The organism is Microbulbifer mixtoriginis (SeqCode), assembly GCF_052468275.1.
In genome coordinates, this window is the sequence record NZ_CP174341.1 from 166,051 (window position 1) to 184,099 (window position 18,049).

Consider the following 18,049-nt stretch of genomic DNA (forward strand, 5'->3'; position numbering starts at 1 on the left):
AAGTAGAATCGGGCGATAATTTTTTGCGCGCCCCGGCTGGATAGCTGTCGCACGCATCTGCCGATACAAGAAACACCAAAGAATAGCCGGAACCTATCGATTGATGCTTGAAGTCTCCCGGTGGCGTCGCCTCGCTCTAGCAATAGCTCAGAATCCACGAGCCCACTCTCTAGCCCTCGGTTTGTTGGCCGCGCACCCTATATGGACTCATGCGGACCAAACCGCCGTAGATCCTGAATACAACCCCTACCTGTACTTAGACTGGTTACCACGTTCTGAATTGACCCCTGAGGAAAGCGCCAGAGTACCGGCGATTTGCTCCGGAGCCTTTATCGAACCGCCTAGGGATTACCCCGATGCCAACTTGCCCCCTGAAGACGCGCCACTACGTGCCACAGCCGAGCAGTCTCGCATCCTCGATGACGGATCTGCTGAACTAATTGGCAACGTCCATATCACCCAAGGCTATCGCCAATTATTTGCCGATGAAGTGACCCTCAACCGCCAGACCAACACCGCTTTCCTAAGTGGCGCTATCGAACTGCGCGAACCCAATTTACTCGTTCGAGGGGACTCGGCAGAGGTTCACACCGATACCGAAGCGGCCTCCATTGAGGACGCAACATACGTTGTACACGACGAATTTATTCATGGTGACGCCGCCCAAGTCGCACGTCAGACCAGTGGTGAATTGACCCTTACCGATGGCACCTATACACGCTGTGAGCCGGGCCGGGCTTTCTGGCGCCTGAGTGGCGGAGAAATCAATATCGATCAAGTGGAGAGTCAGGGAACCGCAAGGGATGTACGCCTGGAGATACTGGATGTTCCCGTACTCTATTTCCCGTATTTTCGCTTCCCGGTGGGCGATGCGCGCATGTCGGGCTTCCTTTTTCCTTCTCTAAGCAACAGCGATAAGAATGGCTGGGACCTATCTGTTCCGTATTACTGGAACATCGCCCCGGAGATGGATGCGACCATCACTCCACGCTATATCCAGTATCGCGGCACTGGTCTGGAAGTAGAATTCCGCCACCTAAGCCCTGTGTTCAACACCGAAATACGCCTAGCCGACCTTCCCAATGATAAGGGCGGCAATAGTGGTCTCGCCCAGGAATTGATTGACCGGGGCTTCCCTGAGGATCTGGTTCTACCTTACAAAGGGGACGATCGCTGGTTGGTCAACCTGGAACAGCAGGGCGGTTATAGCGGCAGTATCTGGCGTACCGACATCGACTACACCAAGGTGAGCGATCCAGACTATTTTCGCGATTTGAGTACCGCCAACCTTGATATCAACGCGGAAACCCAGGTTAGTCAAAAAGCCCAGGGTAGACTCACTTTTGAAAACTGGGCGATTAGCCTTCGTGCCCAGGATTACCAAGTATTGGAAAATGATCGTTTCGATACTTTCGCCCAGCTGCCTCGGCTAGATGTGGATGGCAATTACCGCTGGGGTGACTGGCAACTAGCCTTACAAAATGAAGCCACTGTATGGCGGCACCAGGACACTCAGACGATTAGGTTTATTAGAGATATTGATGACCCCGACAGTGTCACTGAACGAACAAGAGACTTTATCACCGCAGACCGCTTGCGACTGGACTATGAGCTTTTTTGGGATAAGGAGTGGCTTTGGGGTTACTTTAAGCCGGGGTTGGCAGGCCGCTATCTGGGTTACCAAGTCAGTGATACCTTCCTACCAGAGGGCACCAACGACACCCCCAGCGCCTCTGCTGCGCAGCTCACTCTGGACACCGGCCTCTACTTCGAGCGAGATAGTTTCGCCTTTAATCATGAGTATATCCAGACTCTAGAGCCCCGCTTGTACGGGTTGCTTAGTAGCAATGCCAAACAAGAGGATTTTTTTAATATCACTGGTGCTGATATCAATAACCTAGGCCCCATTGATCCTCAAAGTAACAATCTACTCTACGATACCTCACTGTTCACCTTCAGCTACGACCAGCTATTTCGCCACAGCCGTTTTACCGGCAATGATCGTATTGACGATGCAAGTAGGGTTGCTCTGGGGCTAACCACCCGCTTTATTGAGCCTATTAGTGGCCGTGACTTGCTGTCTGCAAGTGTCGGCCAGGTTTTCTACTCCAGCGATACCCAGATTGGTCTGCGCGAGCTTATCGAAGAAACCCCTCGCTCTGAGCTTGCCGCCAGACTGGAAAGCCGCCCAATTCAATCCCTACGTATTGGCAGTGAGCTGGTCTACGATGACACAGAGCACAATGTCAACCGCGGCAACTTCAGCTTGCGCTACTTTGATGATGAAGCGCGTATTTTTAACCTCAGTTACTACTATAAGCGTGACAATGTCACATTTATCAATAAGGACGGTGTTGAGCAGGTCGGCCCTACGCGCCAGCTGAACAGCTCCACTGTACTGCCTATCAACACGCACACTTCTATAATGGCTGGCGCAGCTTACGATTTGTCATTGAACCGGGAACTGGAATACCTGGCAGGTATCGAATATGACGACTGCTGCTATCGTGCACGCCTTTTATGGCGCCGAACCCTAGACAATGACCTAGCCGGTGTTGTTAGAGCTGAAGACCTCCAATACGATGAAGGTATCTACCTCGAAATACAACTGAAGGGTCTAGCAGGATTTGGCGCAACGGTCACCCAGATGCTTAGCCAAGGAATTGCCAATTTTGACCAGAGAGAAAAGCTGAAACCGTGATGAAAATAATGCAGAAATTTATGCCGAGATTAGGCTTGTCATCCGTTCTGGCTGCTTGCGCCCTGATCGCCGGCACGGTCACAGCGCAAGTACAAACCCTGGACCGGGTAGTCGCCGTTGTTGATGAAGATGTAGTCATGGCCAGTGAACTAGCCCAGCGCATGAACACTATTGCCAGCCAGATTCAAGCACAGCAAGTCCAAGCACCGCCTGTAGATGTTTTGCGCCGCCAGGTACTGGAACAACTGATTATCGAGCGATTACAGCTACAGATGGCCTCCCGTGCGGGCATTACAGTATCTGAGTCCGAGCTCGATCAAGCCATTGCTCGCGTTCAACAAAATGCGAGTGTCAGCCCTGAAGAATTTCGTCAGCGCCTGCGTGCCGATGGCATGACTATGAAGAGCTTTCGCCAGCAGATCCGTCAGGAACTGATGATCCGCCGGGTAGAACAAGGCAGCGTCAACCGCCGAATCCAGATCACCGACCAAGACATCGACAATTTCCTTCGCTCTAAAGAGGGCGAGTTCTGGAAGTCCCCTCAGTATGAGCTGGGACATATCTTGATCCCCATCAGCTCCAGTGCACCTGCCAGCGAAGTTACCCAAGCTCGTGAGAAAGCCGAGGAGCTGGTTCAGCAGGTTCGCGATGGCACAGATTTTCGTCGCCTGGCAATCGCCAATTCAGCTGGACAGAATGCCCTCGCCGGCGGCGACCTGGGTTGGCGCAAAACAGTGGAACTCCCCACCCTATTTGCTGATGCTCTAAGCGGCCTCAAGGTAGGTGATATCTCTGAGCCCTTCCGCAGTGATGCCGGCTTCCACCTGCTCAAGATTCATGCACAAAAAGGTGCCAGCGAGCAACTAGTGGAGCAGACTAAAGTTCGTCATATCCTGCTCAAACCCTCAGCCATCCTCACAGATGATGAAGCCTACAACAAGCTGGTAGCCATGCGAGAAGAGGCGATGGCTAGCGATAACTTTACCGAGCTCGCTCGCGAGAATTCCGAAGATATTGGTTCCATGCTGTCCGGCGGTGATCTCGGCTGGTCTATGCCAGGACAATTTGTGCCTGAATTTACCCAGGCCATGAACACCACCGGCATCGGCGAAATCAGCCTGCCATTTCGCAGCCAATTCGGCTGGCATATCCTGATGGTCGAGGGGCGGCGCAAACAAGATATGACCGATCAATATATTCGCAACCAGGCTGCCAACCTCTTACGCAACCGCCGCTATGAAGAAGAACTGCAAAATTGGCGCAGGGAAATCCGCGACCAGGCTTATGTAGAAATTAAATTAAAAGATGAAAAGCAAGAAGGTCCTGAACAGGAAGCGCAATAAAAGCGCTTTTTAAGACCTCGAAGACCGGGCCAAAGCGCCCGGTTTTTTATTCGTATAAAGTGTGACTCCTCTATGATACCCAGAATCGCGCTGACCCCCGGAGAACCCGCCGGTATTGGCCCAGAGATATGTGTAAAATTGTCTCAGCATGGCAGCCCTGCACAACTGATTACCATTGCAGACCCAAGCCTGCTGGAACGGGCTGCTAAAAAGCTAAAACTTCCCCTTCAGCTTATATCTTTCTCTGAAGAAACCCCGCTGTCGGAAACAGCACCAGGTAGTCTCTATATTTTAGAAAGCCCTTTAAAGCAGCCATCCCTACCTGGAAAGCTAAACACCGCCAACGCCTTCTATGTATTGAGGACATTGGAGATAGCCGCAGATGGGTGCCAAAATGGTCAATTTGATGCGCTAGTGACGGGCCCTGTACATAAAGGGGTAATCAATGAAGCTGGATTTCCCTTCAGTGGCCATACCGAGTTTTTTGCGGAGCGAGCAGGCGTAGCACAAGTCGTCATGATGCTGGCTGCGCAGGAGCTTCGAGTAGCCCTTGTCACCACACATCTTCCACTTAAAGATGTGAGCACAGCAATAACTGGCAAACGTCTGGAGCTCATCACCGAGATTCTACACGGCGGTCTGCGTGATCAGTTCCGTATCCATTCACCTCACATTGGGGTTTGTGGATTGAACCCCCATGCTGGAGAGGGGGGCCACTTGGGCCGGGAAGAAATCGAAGTGATTCAGCCAGCACTGGAAAGGCTGCGTCAACGTGGCCTTCATCTGACCGGGCCACTACCGGCAGACACACTGTTTACCCCACCCCAGTTAGAGCATTTCGATGCAGTACTTGCTATGTATCACGATCAGGGCCTGCCAGTGTTAAAATTTCATGGCTTCGGCAAGGCGGTTAATATCACCCTGGGTTTACCTTATATTCGCACCTCGGTCGATCATGGCACCGCCCTGGACTTGGCGGGCACTGGCAAAGCCAGTTGTGGCAGTCTCGAAGCTGCCCTCACTCAGGCAATAGAACTGGCACAACTTCGGAAACAGCAGGTGATATAACATCCTGTTTGCCTAATACCACTATTTGAATTGCAGATTAATTAATGGACAATTTTTTCCAACATAAGGCACGCAAGCGTTTTGGCCAGAACTTTTTGGTCGACGGGAATATCATCGAGCGTATAGTTCGTTCAATAGCCCCTAAAGAAACCGATAAATTGGTCGAAATAGGCCCTGGCCAAGGGGCTATTACCGAATTGCTAATACAACGTTGTCCCTCACTCACAGCCGTGGAACTGGACCGGGACCTGATTCCTCTGTTGGAATTTAAATTCAGGGACTACCCTGATTTCAAGATTATTGAGCGAGACGCATTGAAATTCGATTTTGGAGAATTTGCCGGTGAGAACCCTCTGCGTATTGTTGGCAATCTCCCCTACAATATTTCCACGCCTCTTTTATTTCATTTGCTCAGCTTCAAAAGCAAAGTGCAGGACATGCACTTTATGCTGCAAAAGGAGGTAGTCGATCGCCTCGGAGCCAGCCCTGGCACCAAGTCCTATGGCCGTCTCACAGTAATGGTACAGTATTACTGCCGTGTTCAAGGGCTATTTCCAGTACCACCTCAGTCCTTCAGGCCAGCCCCTAAAGTGGAGTCTGCTATTGTCCGTCTAATACCCCATAGCAAGATCCCCTACATTGCCGAAGATGAAAAACTATTGGAAAGAATCGTCAATGTCGCTTTTCAGCAACGCCGTAAAACACTGCGCAATGCACTAAAGCCCCTGTTCCCAGATCTCGATCCAGATCAACTGCCAGTGGATGCCAGCCGTCGCCCAGAAACTCTGAGTGTGCAAGAGTTTGTACAGCTATCAAATTACTGCACAAAACTTGGACAACACTGAGCAAGTTAAGCCTCGGGAGATAAGAGTTTGGCTACCTATGCTATTGGCGACATTCAGGGTTGTTTCGAATCTTTAAAGCGCCTATTAAAGAAAATCCATTTTAGTTTTGACAGTGACAAACTATGGATCGCCGGAGATTTAGTGCACCGTGGCGAAGACAGTCTGGGTACTTTACGCTTTCTTTATGAACACCGTTATCAAGTTACCGCTGTTCTCGGCAATCACGATCTGCATCTCTTGGCCTTGGCACATGGGGCCAAGCATCTTGCAGAGAAAGAGCAAGATCTCGCAAAGATTCTAAGGGCAAAAGATTCAGATCGTCTGTTAAGCTGGCTACAGACCCTTCCCTTAATGGTACATAAAAAGGGATACACTATGGTCCACGCCGGTATCCCCCCTATCTGGAGTATTACCAAAGCCCAAAAGCTATCTCGTGAGGTAGAGCATGCTCTCTCGAATGAAGCCATGGCAAAGGCTTTTTTTTACGGCATGTATGGTAATGAACCCCACTGCTGGGATGATCACCTAATCGGAATTGAGCGGCTTCGTTCAATTACCAATTATTTCACGCGCATGCGCCTCTGCAAGGAGGATGGCACCCTCGACCTTGTTACCAAGCGTGGGCCTCAGGCATCCCATGGTGATTACAAGCCCTGGTTTAGTTTTTCTAATAGAAAGACCAAAAATGACAAAATAATTTTTGGCCACTGGGCCGCCCTTGAAGGAAGAGCCGATACCGAAAATATCTATGCTTTGGATACCGGCTGTGTATGGGGGGGATATCTAACAGCTATGCGCCTGGGAGACGAAGAGTTTTTTTGTACAGACTGCAGCCTCTGAGCCTCCACAAAACTATAAAAAATCTCAGAGGTCAATGGAGGCTACTAGAAATTTAGTTTTGTCCTTAGAGCTGTATACCTGACTTGAGGGTTTATACGCTCAACAATATCACCCCGGAGACAGCTACTAAAGGAGCTAAAATAACTCGCCCCCACTTATAAAGTGAAAGTAAAGAGAACCCCGTTATAACAAGCATATAAATCAAAAAATGTGCCGCTGACTCCAGCCCATTTATAAAGACAACTGCCATAATCCCAGGCATGGATATTAGGATACCTTTGAAGTATTCCTGAATAACAATTTCACCCTTTCCACAAGATTTCATCATCATCCAAAAATTGACTTCAGCCTCATCCTCCAAGATGGAATTTATTGCGTAGGTAAAAATTATTGAAGAGCCAACTACCAATAAAATACGCAAGGCAATCAAAATCTCATTAGCCGCAAACATATAACAGTAAATAGTAATTGCAAACGCGATTAGCAATCTGATGACTATACGCGATTTTTTTAATAAAACTGCCCTTGATTGTGAAAATAGGATTTGTCTATATTTGAGCCCTATTAAAGACAAAAAAGAAAGCAATTGGATGCTACAGAATAAGAAAAACCAAGTCAGGTACCCTAAGATACTAAATGGCTCCCCCAAGTACACCAACACTAAGAGCGGAAGCAACCATAACGCCCAAAAAAGTGGATTGTATTTAAGCTGAACTATACATAGAGATTTAATCAGATCTAGAGGGTGAAAGCAGCTCAAATACCATTTTAACTCCGCAGGTTCAGGAGACAACAGAATTCCACAAACCGCAAAAACAATATGCGCCACTAGAAGAATAGAAAGAGAAGTCCTTATATCTCCATCTTCTCCTGTCAAGAGCAAGCTTACAGGAAGATGAATCATCATCAATACAGGGGTTATTATTGAGGCCAGCCCAATTAAAATCCATTGATTTACCTCAACCCAAACTCTCAGCCTAAAGGCAACCCCTGCAAACAACAAGTTATTCAAAGGCAGGCTCACAACATTACCTCCGTTTCTTTTTCTGAAAAAGAAACGGAATTATGACTCGCGTAAATAAGCATTCCAGAATAACTTGATCAGTACTCGATCAAAGCTCTGCTAGAGTTCTCATCCAACGCATTGAAAGGCTCATCCAATAAAAGAACTCCATTTTCTTTAAATAAGGCACAAACTATAGCCACTTTTCTTCGCTGCCCTTCCGATAAGTCGGAAACTTTTGCACAAGAATGAATATCGCACAAAAACTCTTCTTTAAATTCTTTTAAATGGTCAGTTTTTTGTATATGGCAAACAGATAGGACCTCCCCAACAGATAAATAACCTGGAAGGGTGATCGCATCAGAAAACACTCCACACCTTCCTCTTCGGTTTGACCTTTTTATTTCCCCAAGTAAATTAATAGTACCTGAGGATATAGGAATTAGACCTGATATCCCAAGCAAAAGACTTGTCTTTCCCGAGCCATTCTTTCCCAATATTTTTATTATTCTGGCAGAGGCAGAGAAGGACAGATTTTCAATAACACGGTTTATTCCTCGATGAACATATAGAGCATCAACAACCAATTGATTCAAAACTTCTTCACTCCATAAAGAATAAGCTATCCTAAATAACAAAGAGTAGTGGCTCCTTGTGGAGTTAATAGTTCCAAAGTTCTTAGAGAATTGGCAGTAAGTAGTGGACTCCCTCCCACTACACAGCATTACAATCAGAGAAGATAGTTACTTAAGCTTCGTAACCATTTGGGTTTTGAGACTGCCAACGCCAGGTATCCTCTACCATCCGTTCCAGGCCATGCTCAGCCTTCCAGCCAAGCTCACTCTCCGCCAGAGTTGGATCTGCATAACATTCAGCAATATCTCCCGCTCGACGGGGTACAATTTTATAGGGTATAGACTTGCCACTAGCCGCCTCAAAAGCCCTTACTACCTCTAATACTGAGTTTCCCTTGCCTGTACCAAGATTATGGGTATAGCAACCTACGGGGGTTGAGGGTTTACTCAACATATTTAAAGCTGCAAGATGACCTCGAGCCAAGTCCACCACGTGGATATAATCTCTGACACCAGTACCATCTACCGTAGCGTAGCCATCCCCAAAAACCTGTAGGAATGGGCGCCGACCAACAGCAACCTGGGCAACATAAGGCAGTAAATTATTAGGTATACCACGAGGATCTTCACCAATTAAACCACTCTTATGTGCACCAATTGGATTAAAATACCTTAAAAGACTTACCTTCCAACCGTTACCTGGCGCTGAGCAAATATCCCTCATTATATTCTCTACCATCAGCTTACTAGCACCATATGGGTTTGTAGCGCCAGTGGGAAAGCTTTCATGTATAGGTACCGTTTCTGGATCTCCATAGACCGTAGCTGAGGAACTGAAGATAATTTGTTTAGTATCAAACTCCTCCATCACCTCCATAAGTGCCAAGGTACCAGCCACATTATTTTGGTAATAGCGCAAAGGTTGAGCCACGGATTCACCCACTGCTTTAAGGCCTGCAAAATGAATTACTGCCTTTATCTTGTGATCAGTAAATACTTGGCGAAGCCTAGGCTTATCAGCAATATCCAGATCAAAAAAAGGTATATCCTCACCTGTGATCAGATTTACCCTGTTTAAGGCCTCACGACTGCTATTGGAGAGGTTATCCACCACTACTGGCTGTAATCCAGCCAAAAGCATCTCAACACAGGTGTGACTACCAATATAACCGGCGCCGCCAGTCACTAAAATCGCCATTTCAGTTCCTTATTAACCCACTTACTTCTTCTGGGTCGTAAGTAAAGACCAAAACTGCCATTAAATTCAACCTCTCTGAATAACAATCCAGTGCCGTAGTGAACCAAAAAGCTATGCTGGAAAAGCCGGAACCGTTTCATCGAATCCGGGGAAGGACAAGGTTAGCAACGGCGATAATGAATAGCGCTTTATGCCGGGCAACACTCAAACAAGGTAATGACTGGATAACCGCCAATCAAACACTTTGCGGGAGCCACAGTAAATACAGTCTTCGAAACAACTAGTCAGTGCTCTGATTCAAAATGATAAGCAGGACGCTGGACTCTGCCCACCAGGCTACAGGGAGGTAAATTCCATGACAATTTTTAATCACTACCTGGAACGATACGAGTCAATCCAGGATGAAGAGCTCAGTATTCAAGAATACCTGGAACTCTGTAAGACAGACCGCAGTGCCTATGCGTCACCCGCTGAGAGAATGCTGATGGCCATTGGAGAGGCAGAGCTGATAGATACCTCTCGCGATCCTCGCTTATCACGTATTTTCTGCAATAAGGTTATCAAGCGCTATAAGGCTTTCGGCGAATTCTATGGTATGGAGGAGGCAATTGAGCAAATCGTCTCCTTCTTCCGACATGCCGCTCAAGGGCTGGAAGAGAAAAAACAAATACTCTATTTATTAGGGCCTGTAGGAGGCGGTAAATCCTCACTGGCAGAACGTCTTAAAGCACTCATGGAGCAAGTGCCCATTTACGCAATAAAAGGGTCTCCGGTTTTTGAATCCCCTTTGAGTTTGTTCTCTCCCAATGAAGATGGGCGCATCCTTGAAGAAGACTACGGTATTGCTAGACGCTATGTAAATACTATCATGTCCCCCTGGGCTGTTAAGCGCCTTCATGAATTCAAAGGTGATATCAGTAAGTTTCGGGTAGTTAAGATCCGCCCATCGATTCTTGATCAGGTTGCCATCTCCAAAACTGAACCTGGCGACGAAAACAATCAGGACATCTCCTCCCTGGTTGGCAAAATTGATATCAGAAAACTAGAGGATTTTCCTCAGAATGATCCAGATGCCTACAGCTTTTCAGGCAGTCTCTGTCGTGCCAACCAAGGGCTGATGGAATTTGTTGAGATGTTTAAGGCTCCGATCAAGGTGCTTCACCCTCTCCTTACCGCAACCCAAGAGGGCAACTACAATAGCACCGAAGGACTCGGGTCTATACCATTTAATGGGACTATTCTGGCACATTCAAATGAGTCTGAGTGGCAATCCTTCCGGAATAATCGCAACAACGAGGCCTTCCTTGACAGAATTTATATTGTCAAAGTGCCCTATTGTGTTCGGGTTCAGGAAGAGATTCGAATCTATCAGAAGCTACTGGAAAATAGCTCCCTTTCAAAAGCTCCATGTGCGCCTGACACCTTACGTATGTTGGCTCAATTTTCGGTGCTCTCACGGATTAAAAACCCGGAAAATTCAAGCCTCTACTCGAAAATGCGCATTTATGATGGAGAAAATCTGAAAGACACAGACCCCAAAGCCAAAACTATACAAGAGTATCGAGATAATGCCGGCGTCGATGAAGGAATGAATGGGCTGTCCACTCGCTTTGCCTTCAAAATACTCTCCAAAGTTTTTAATTTTGATGCTACAGAAGTAGCAGCCAATCCTGTGCATTTACTCTATGTCCTGGAACAACAAATAGAACAAGAACAGTTCCCTCCAGAAATACAAGAAAACTATCTTGGATTCATCAAGGAATATCTCGCTCCAAGATATGTAGAATTTATTGGCAAGGAAATTCAAACCGCATATCTCGAGTCGTATGCCGAGTATGGACAAAATTTATTTGATAGATACGTCACTTATGCGGACTTCTGGATTCAGGATCAGGAATATCGAGATCCAGAGACTGGGGAAATCCTAGACCGTGGCGCACTAAATGAAGAATTAGAGAAAACAGAAAAACCTGCTGGTATCTCTAATCCAAAAGACTTCCGCAATGAAATTGTCAACTTTGTTTTACGTGCTCGCGCCAACAATCAGGGGAAAAATCCAGATTGGCGATCCTATGAGAAATTGCGCGCTGTTATTGAGAAAAAGATGTTCTCAAACACCGAGGATCTCCTGCCAGTTATTTCCTTTAATACCAAAGCTTCTGCGGATGACAAGCGCAAGCATGCAGACTTTGTTGCCCGCATGGTAGAACGCGGCTATACAGAAAAACAGGTTCGTCTGTTATCAGAATGGTATCTCCGAGTACGTAAATCTCAGTAGCTGGATTAATTGCAATGACGGATAGAAACTTTCAAGTATCTATTCCTATTTTCCTAGAGCTGAAAAATTTCGTCTATTAGGCCCCCCATAGGGCCTAATAGACGACAAAAGCATTTCTGAATAGATTGTATGGTGGCCTTGCCAGATGGTTTTATTCAGACTAAAGGCAGAACTATGAGCTATATCATCGACCGCCGCCTAAATGGAAAAAAGAAAAGTACTGTAAATCGGCAACGCTTTTTAAGGCGCTATAAAGCCCATATAAAGAAAGCCGTGGGTGACGCTATGAACAGCCGATCCATAATGGACATGGACAAGGGCGAACGTATCAGCATTCCTACCCGAGATATCAGTGAACCCCTTTTTTCACATGGCTCAGGGGGGCATGTCGAGCGTGTTTTACCCGGCAACAAAGAATTTACCACAGGGGATCGTATTCCACGCCAGCAACCTAAAGGTGGTGATGGAAATGGCGGAGGAGCCAGTGATAGTGGCGAGGGAGTGGATGACTTTGTCTTTCAAATTTCACAGGAAGAATTTCTCGACTTTATGTTTGAAGGGCTACAGCTACCCAACATGGTTAAACAGCGGCTCGCTGGTAATGAGTCCTTTCAAGTTGTCCGCGCTGGAATCAGTAACGAAGGCACCCCTGGTCGGCTAAATGTCATTCGCTCCTTAAGAGCAGCTCACGCTCGTCGTATCGCACTCACTAGTAGTAAAAGACGAAATATCCGTGAACTGGAGAAATCCCTAGAGTTAGAGGAACAAAAAGATACTGCTCTGCGCGATCAGCGCAAGATAGAGGCTCTGAAAGGCGAAATTGCTGAGTTGCGCCGCCGTGTTGGGCGGGTGCCATTTTTGGATGATTTTGATCTGAAATACAATCTATTAATCAAACAACCAAAACCTCGTTCGCGTGCGGTTATGTTCTGCCTTATGGACGTATCCGGCTCTATGAATCAAGCCACTAAAGATATGGCTAAGCGCTTTTTCCTCCTGCTTTATCTTTTCCTGCAACGCAGTTATGAATACACAGAAGTCGTTTTTATCCGCCACCACACTAGCGCCAAGGAAGTGGATGAAGAGGAATTCTTCTACTCTCGTGAGACAGGGGGAACCATCGTATCCAGCGCTTTGAAGTTAATGAGACGGATTATGCGCGATCGATACCCGGAGAGTGAATGGAATATTTACGGCGCCCAAGCTTCAGATGGTGACAACTGGAATGATGACTCCAGCACCTGCCATCGTATCCTAATTGACGACATCATGCCCCATGTACAGTACTACTCCTACGTGGAAATAACTCCCAGAGACCACCAAGCCTTGTGGGAAGAATACGAAAGTGTGCGTACCCTATTCCCAAATCACTTCGCCATGGAGCAAATTGTGGATGTGCAGGATATTTATCCTGTGTTCCGTCAACTGTTCAGCCAGAAGGTGACCGCTCGATGCTAGATACATTTGCCAGCGGCAGCGATTCGCAAAAACCAGAATCAGCAAACCCTATCTCTACCACCTCAGAGTGGACATTTGAGCTGATCCAGGAATATGACCTCGCCATTGGCGCGTTGGCAGACGAATTTGGCCTGGATACCTACCCCAATCAAATTGAGGTTATCAGTTCAGAACAAATGATGGATGCCTACTCTTCGGTGGGTATGCCAGTGGGCTACAACCATTGGTCGTTTGGCAAGCAATTTATAAGTGTTGAGAATAATTATCAGCGCGGTTTAATGGGGCTCGCCTACGAAATTGTTATCAACTCCAACCCCTGCATCGCTTACCTCATGGAAGAAAACACCATGACAATGCAGGCCTTGGTGATCGCTCATGCCTCCTACGGGCACAATTCTTTTTTCAAGGGCAATTACCTTTTCCGCTCCTGGACGGATGCCAGTAGTATTATCGACTACCTAATCTTTGCCAAAAATTATATTTCCCGCTGTGAAGAACGCCACGGGCTTGATGAAGTCGAGGCCATTCTCGACTCCTGCCATGCCTTAATGAACTACGGCGTGGATCGCTATAAACGCCCTTACCCCATCTCCGCTATTGAAGAAGAGCGCCAGCAACAGGAGCGTGAAGAATATCGGCAACGTCAACTCAACGACCTATGGCGAACGATCCCAAAACTTGGAGAAGGCACCGAGGAAACCAATGAGAAACGTTTTCCGGAGGAACCCCAGGAGAACCTCCTTTACTTTATCGAAAAAAATGCCCCCTTACTTGAAGGTTGGCAAAGAGAATTAGTACGTATCGTGCGCAAGCTCGCACAGTATTTTTATCCACAGCGCCAAACTCAAGTCATGAACGAGGGCTGGGCCACTTTTTGGCACTACACACTGCTAACAGAACTCTACCGGCGAGGACGAGTGACTGAAGGCTTTATGATGGAGTTCCTGCAAAGTCATACGAACGTGATCTATCAGCCCAGTTTTGACAGTCCTTATTACAATGGCATCAATCCATACACCTTGGGCTTCAGTATATTTAGTGATCTCCGGCGTATCTGTGAAGAACCAACCGATGAGGATCGCCGCTGGTTCCCAGATATCGCTGGGAGCAATTGGCGAGAAACACTCCAGTTTGCCATGCGCGACTTCAAGGATGAGAGTTTTATCCTACAGTTTCTCTCACCAAAAGTGATGCGTGATATGAAACTCTTTTGTGTCAGCGACAACGATCAGGAAAATGAAATTGTTGTCAGTGCAATCCATGACGAAAGTGGTTATCGACAACTTCGGGAGAATCTCGCGGGCCAGTACAACTTGGGTAATCGAGAACCCAACATACAGGTTTACTCTGTAGATACACGGGGAGATCGTTCACTCACCTTAAATCACACCCAGCATCGCCGCCGGCCACTTGGCAAAGATACTCCGGAAGTTTTAAGGCATCTACACAGACTCTGGGGTTTTGATATACATCTAAACAGCCTCAACGGCGATGAAATTATGGCTAGCTTCCACTGCCCTGAACAGGGCCGTGATCGGCAGGAAGGAGAAGAGGAGTCAATGCTGATTCCGAAACCTATCTGAATCTTTGCACGGGAGCTTTTTGTTAAAACTCCCGTGCAAACGGGGCGAATGGCCAGGAATAAATCCAGGCAGAAAACTTGGCTTAGTGATCAGCCTCTAACAGCAACCTGGCTTTAGCAGCCAGTTCACCGCGTTCTTCACGATGTGCCAGAAGGGCATCGGCCCCCGCATCCAGCCAGCGGGCTTTATCCAGATCTTCCTCAGCAGCCACAACCAGGATACGCAGGCTGCTATACTCGCTGCGCGACCTCAAGTAATCCAGTACCTGAAAGCCCCCGTCACCAACCAATGCGGCATCGACAACCAACAGCGCCGGCTTGGCATTAGCTAATAAAACACCCGCAGAGAAACTGTCACCAGCCACTTCAATTTCACAGCCGATATTTTTCAAGGCCTGGAGGCCTGAAGAAGTCAGTTCCGGATCTGTTGTCAGCAACAGAACTTTGCGACTGGGTACCGCCAGGTCATTCGGCACTGGCATAGAGTTATCCCGCAGGAAACCCACGAAGTCCTCTACACAAATCCGATGGTCGCCACGCCCAGGAAGCTTGTAAGCCTTGAGCTGCCCCCGCTCAATCCAGCGAATCACCGTTCGGAAGTTGACCCCACAATACCGAGCCGCTTCCCCGGTGGTTAGCACATGTAGTTCGCTCATATTTATTCTCCCCAACAACTGCAATCCTTGACGAACAAGTCAATTTCAAAAGCCCCAACTCCATCCCCCGAAGCCAGGCGCGAAATTATCCTGCCCAACAGGATCGCCCCTATAAATTATGCTGTTCAATGCTGCAAAACCAGCCCGAAATTCGGTCCATGTATTTAGTTAACGAACAGAGATACAACCCCCTCAAAAAATACTAAAAGATATAGTTGACAGGTATGACAGGTCACATAGAATGACTTCAGATTTAGCGGTACCAGTGTGTCGCCAGATCCTCTCCAGCGGGTATGGCCGGTAAGTCAGCGATCCCGCTATTGGCAATTAGATGTTTGCTAAGCGAATACCCTAAGACCCTGGGCCCCCTTGTTTTTTCGGGGCCTTTTTTTTATCTTGCCAAAACCTCTGACTCTCCTTCCCTGCATTCTTATCCAGCAGCACCCCTGCGGACATTGCCGGAATAAATGGACTTATGGCAGTACAATCACCTACCGAATTAATGATATCTCCAGCTCTGGAGAACAATTTTTGAAGATCTACCTTGTTGGCGGCGCAGTGCGCGACAGACTTTTGAATCGTCCAGTCACCGAGCGTGACTGGGTAGTGGTTGGGGCAGATGTAAATAGAATGCAGGATCTCGGATACAGCCCAGTCGGCAAAGATTTTCCAGTATTCCTACACCCTGAGACCGGTGAAGAATACGCGCTCGCTCGCACCGAAAGAAAGAGCGGACACGGCTATGGCGGTTTTACCGTTAACGCCGATGCCAATATCACCCTGGAAGAGGATCTCCTGCGGCGAGATCTCACTATTAATGCCATTGCAGAAGACACCGACGGCAAGCTAATTGACCCCTACGGCGGGCAGAAAGATCTGGAGGCACGGCTTTTGCGCCATGTTTCCCCTGCTTTTGCCGAAGACCCGCTAAGAGTTCTGCGAGTGGCCCGCTTTGCCGCCCGCTACCATCACCTTGGCTTTAGCGTTGCCCCTGAAACCATGATACTCATGCGCCAGATGGTAGAAGCGGGTGAAGTGGAATATCTGGTGGCCGAGAGAGTCTGGAAAGAGGTCAGCCGGGCGCTTACCGAGCCAGACCCCGATATTTTTATTCGAGTACTGCGAGACTGCGGTGCCCTCTCGGTACTGTTACCAGAATTAGAGAATTTGTTTGGTGTTCCCCAGCCGCCCAAACACCACCCCGAAGTGGACACTGGAGAACACGTACTGCTAGCCCTGCGCGCCGCACCGGCAGAGCTCCCCTTGCGTTTTGCAGTACTGCTACACGACCTGGGCAAAGGACTGACTCCCGAGGAGATTCTCCCCAGTCACCACGGCCATGAGGCCGCCGGCGTGCCCCTGGTAAAGGCCGTCTGTGAGCGCTGGCGTACCCCAAAAGACCTGACTGCACTAGCTGTCGGGGTCTGCGAATATCACCTGCATTGCCACAGAGCCTTCGAATTGCGCCCACAGAGCATTATGAAGATGATCCGCAGTCTGGATGCCTTTCGACGTCCCGAACGATTTGAAAACTTTCTTCGCGCCTGTGAGGCAGATGCCCGAGGTCGTGAGGGGCTGGAGAATCGAGATTATCCACAGGTGGAATTTTTACGCGCCGCTCGAGATGAGGCAGCGGCAGTAACTGCCGAGGAGTTGATTAAACAGGGCTACCAGGGTGCGAAACTGGGGCAAGCATTGGACCGGGAGCGTATCAAGGCAATCGCCAAAGTAAAGGATGACTACATTGCGTAATGTGTTGATTACCGGTGCCGCCGCACGCCTGGGCCGTGCTATTGCTGAGGAGCTACATAAAGATCACAGAGTTGTTATTCACTATCGCAACTCGGCTGATGCTGCCAAGGCCCTGGCAAACGAGCTGAACCAACGTCGCCCCAACTCTGCCATAGCGTTGCACAGTGAGTTGAATAGCGCCGAAGCCTGTTCCAATCTGGCCCAACGCGCACAAGAGGCCTGGGGCAGTATTGATGTTCTGGTCAACAATGCCTCAGCATTTCACCCCACACCTGTGGGAAATGCGACCGAGGAGGACTGGGATCGGCTGGTAGGCAGCAACCTCAAAGCCCCTTTCTTTCTCACTCAGGCCCTGAAAGAAACACTCAGCCAACAACAGGGTTGCGTTGTTAATATGGCGGATATTCACGCCGAGCGCCCGATGCCCGAGCACACTATTTACTGCGCCGCCAAGGCTGGGCTAGTAATGCTGACAAAAAGCCTCGCTCTGGAGCTGTCTCCCCAGGTCCAGGTCAATGCAGTCGCCCCCGGTGCCATTCTTTGGCCAGAGCAAGAGGCAACTAACGAAGCCAAGAAAGCACAGATCACCCAGCGCATTCCTTTGGCCCGAACCGGTGACCCCAGTGATATCGCCAAAACCGTGCGCTTCCTGGTCTGTGACGCCCCCTATATCAACGGTCAGGTTATTGCCGTTGACGGCGGCCGCAACCTCAATATCTAGAGCAGTCCAACCAATAAACAGTCCAACAA

14 protein-coding genes are annotated in these 18,049 nt (G+C 48.4%); 10 read left to right on the forward strand and 4 right to left on the reverse strand.

What is annotated here, in order from left to right; genetic code table 11:
* Positions 1 to 103 precede the first annotated feature (103 nt).
* The 5 genes from ACJJIC_RS00810 to ACJJIC_RS00830 all read left to right on the forward strand — a co-directional run bounded on the left by ACJJIC_RS00810 (position 104) and on the right by ACJJIC_RS00830 (position 6,797).
* Positions 104 to 2,701: an LPS-assembly protein LptD gene (locus tag ACJJIC_RS00810; protein ID WP_444908616.1), complete on the forward strand. Its 2,598-nt coding sequence runs from the start codon at positions 104 to 106 to the stop codon at positions 2,699 to 2,701.
* A gap of 20 nt (positions 2,702 to 2,721) precedes the next feature.
* On the forward strand, positions 2,722 to 4,044 hold the full coding sequence (locus ACJJIC_RS00815; protein ID WP_444908615.1) for a peptidylprolyl isomerase: 1,323 nt from the start codon (positions 2,722 to 2,724) through the stop codon (positions 4,042 to 4,044).
* Positions 4,045 to 4,116: 72 nt separating this feature from the next.
* Positions 4,117 to 5,112, forward strand: a complete 996-nt coding sequence (gene pdxA / locus ACJJIC_RS00820) for a 4-hydroxythreonine-4-phosphate dehydrogenase PdxA (RefSeq protein WP_444908614.1) — start codon at positions 4,117 to 4,119, stop codon at positions 5,110 to 5,112.
* Positions 5,113 to 5,156: 44 nt separating this feature from the next.
* Positions 5,157 to 5,957: a 16S rRNA (adenine(1518)-N(6)/adenine(1519)-N(6))-dimethyltransferase RsmA gene (rsmA, locus tag ACJJIC_RS00825; protein WP_444883639.1), complete on the forward strand. Its 801-nt coding sequence runs from the start codon at positions 5,157 to 5,159 to the stop codon at positions 5,955 to 5,957.
* A gap of 27 nt (positions 5,958 to 5,984) precedes the next feature.
* Positions 5,985 to 6,797 (forward strand): symmetrical bis(5'-nucleosyl)-tetraphosphatase, encoded by an 813-nt coding sequence (locus tag ACJJIC_RS00830; RefSeq protein ID WP_444883638.1) that lies wholly within the window; start codon positions 5,985 to 5,987, stop codon positions 6,795 to 6,797.
* A gap of 91 nt (positions 6,798 to 6,888) precedes the next feature.
* Here the strand turns inward: ACJJIC_RS00830 and ACJJIC_RS00835 are convergent, their stop codons facing one another.
* The 3 genes from ACJJIC_RS00835 to galE all read right to left on the reverse strand — a co-directional run bounded on the left by ACJJIC_RS00835 (position 6,889) and on the right by galE (position 9,573).
* Entirely contained in the window at positions 6,889 to 7,821 is a 933-nt protein-coding gene (locus tag ACJJIC_RS00835; RefSeq protein WP_444908612.1) for a hypothetical protein, read from the reverse strand.
* A gap of 77 nt (positions 7,822 to 7,898) precedes the next feature.
* A complete protein-coding gene (locus tag ACJJIC_RS00840; RefSeq protein ID WP_444908611.1) occupies positions 7,899 to 8,396 on the reverse strand; it encodes an ABC transporter ATP-binding protein in 498 nt (165 codons plus the stop codon).
* Positions 8,397 to 8,547: 151 nt separating this feature from the next.
* Positions 8,548 to 9,573 carry a UDP-glucose 4-epimerase GalE gene (gene galE / locus ACJJIC_RS00845; RefSeq protein ID WP_444908610.1) on the reverse strand — a complete coding sequence of 342 codons (1,026 nt, stop codon included), beginning with the start codon at positions 9,571 to 9,573 and terminating at the stop codon, positions 8,548 to 8,550.
* Between the two features lie 355 nt (positions 9,574 to 9,928).
* Here galE and ACJJIC_RS00850 point away from each other — a divergent pair, with 355 nt between their 5' ends.
* The 3 genes from ACJJIC_RS00850 (at position 9,929) to ACJJIC_RS00860 (ending at position 14,892) form a co-directional block, all read left to right on the forward strand.
* The gene (locus ACJJIC_RS00850) at positions 9,929 to 11,851 is read left to right on the forward strand and encodes a PrkA family serine protein kinase (protein WP_252084352.1); all 1,923 of its coding nucleotides are present in this window, start codon (positions 9,929 to 9,931) and stop codon (positions 11,849 to 11,851) included.
* Positions 11,852 to 12,025: 174 nt separating this feature from the next.
* A complete protein-coding gene (locus tag ACJJIC_RS00855; RefSeq protein WP_444883634.1) occupies positions 12,026 to 13,309 on the forward strand; it encodes a YeaH/YhbH family protein in 1,284 nt (427 codons plus the stop codon).
* A complete protein-coding gene (locus tag ACJJIC_RS00860) occupies positions 13,303 to 14,892 on the forward strand; it encodes a SpoVR family protein (protein WP_444908609.1) in 1,590 nt (529 codons plus the stop codon). The genes ACJJIC_RS00855 and ACJJIC_RS00860 overlap by 7 nt, the downstream gene beginning before the upstream one ends.
* Positions 14,893 to 14,974: 82 nt before the next feature.
* Here the strand turns inward: ACJJIC_RS00860 and ACJJIC_RS00865 are convergent, their stop codons facing one another.
* Positions 14,975 to 15,547 carry a helix-turn-helix domain-containing protein gene (locus tag ACJJIC_RS00865; RefSeq protein ID WP_444883633.1) on the reverse strand — a complete coding sequence of 191 codons (573 nt, stop codon included), beginning with the start codon at positions 15,545 to 15,547 and terminating at the stop codon, positions 14,975 to 14,977.
* A 531-nt stretch (positions 15,548 to 16,078) separates the two neighbouring features.
* Here ACJJIC_RS00865 and ACJJIC_RS00870 point away from each other — a divergent pair.
* Together ACJJIC_RS00870 and ACJJIC_RS00875 are read left to right on the forward strand one after the other, a co-directional pair.
* Positions 16,079 to 17,299, forward strand: coding sequence for a multifunctional CCA addition/repair protein (locus ACJJIC_RS00870; RefSeq protein ID WP_444908608.1), 1,221 nt, complete (start codon positions 16,079 to 16,081; stop codon positions 17,297 to 17,299).
* On the forward strand, positions 17,283 to 18,020 hold the full coding sequence (locus ACJJIC_RS00875; RefSeq protein ID WP_444908607.1) for a pteridine reductase: 738 nt from the start codon (positions 17,283 to 17,285) through the stop codon (positions 18,018 to 18,020). The genes ACJJIC_RS00870 and ACJJIC_RS00875 overlap by 17 nt, the downstream gene beginning before the upstream one ends.
* Positions 18,021 to 18,049 lie beyond the last annotated feature (29 nt).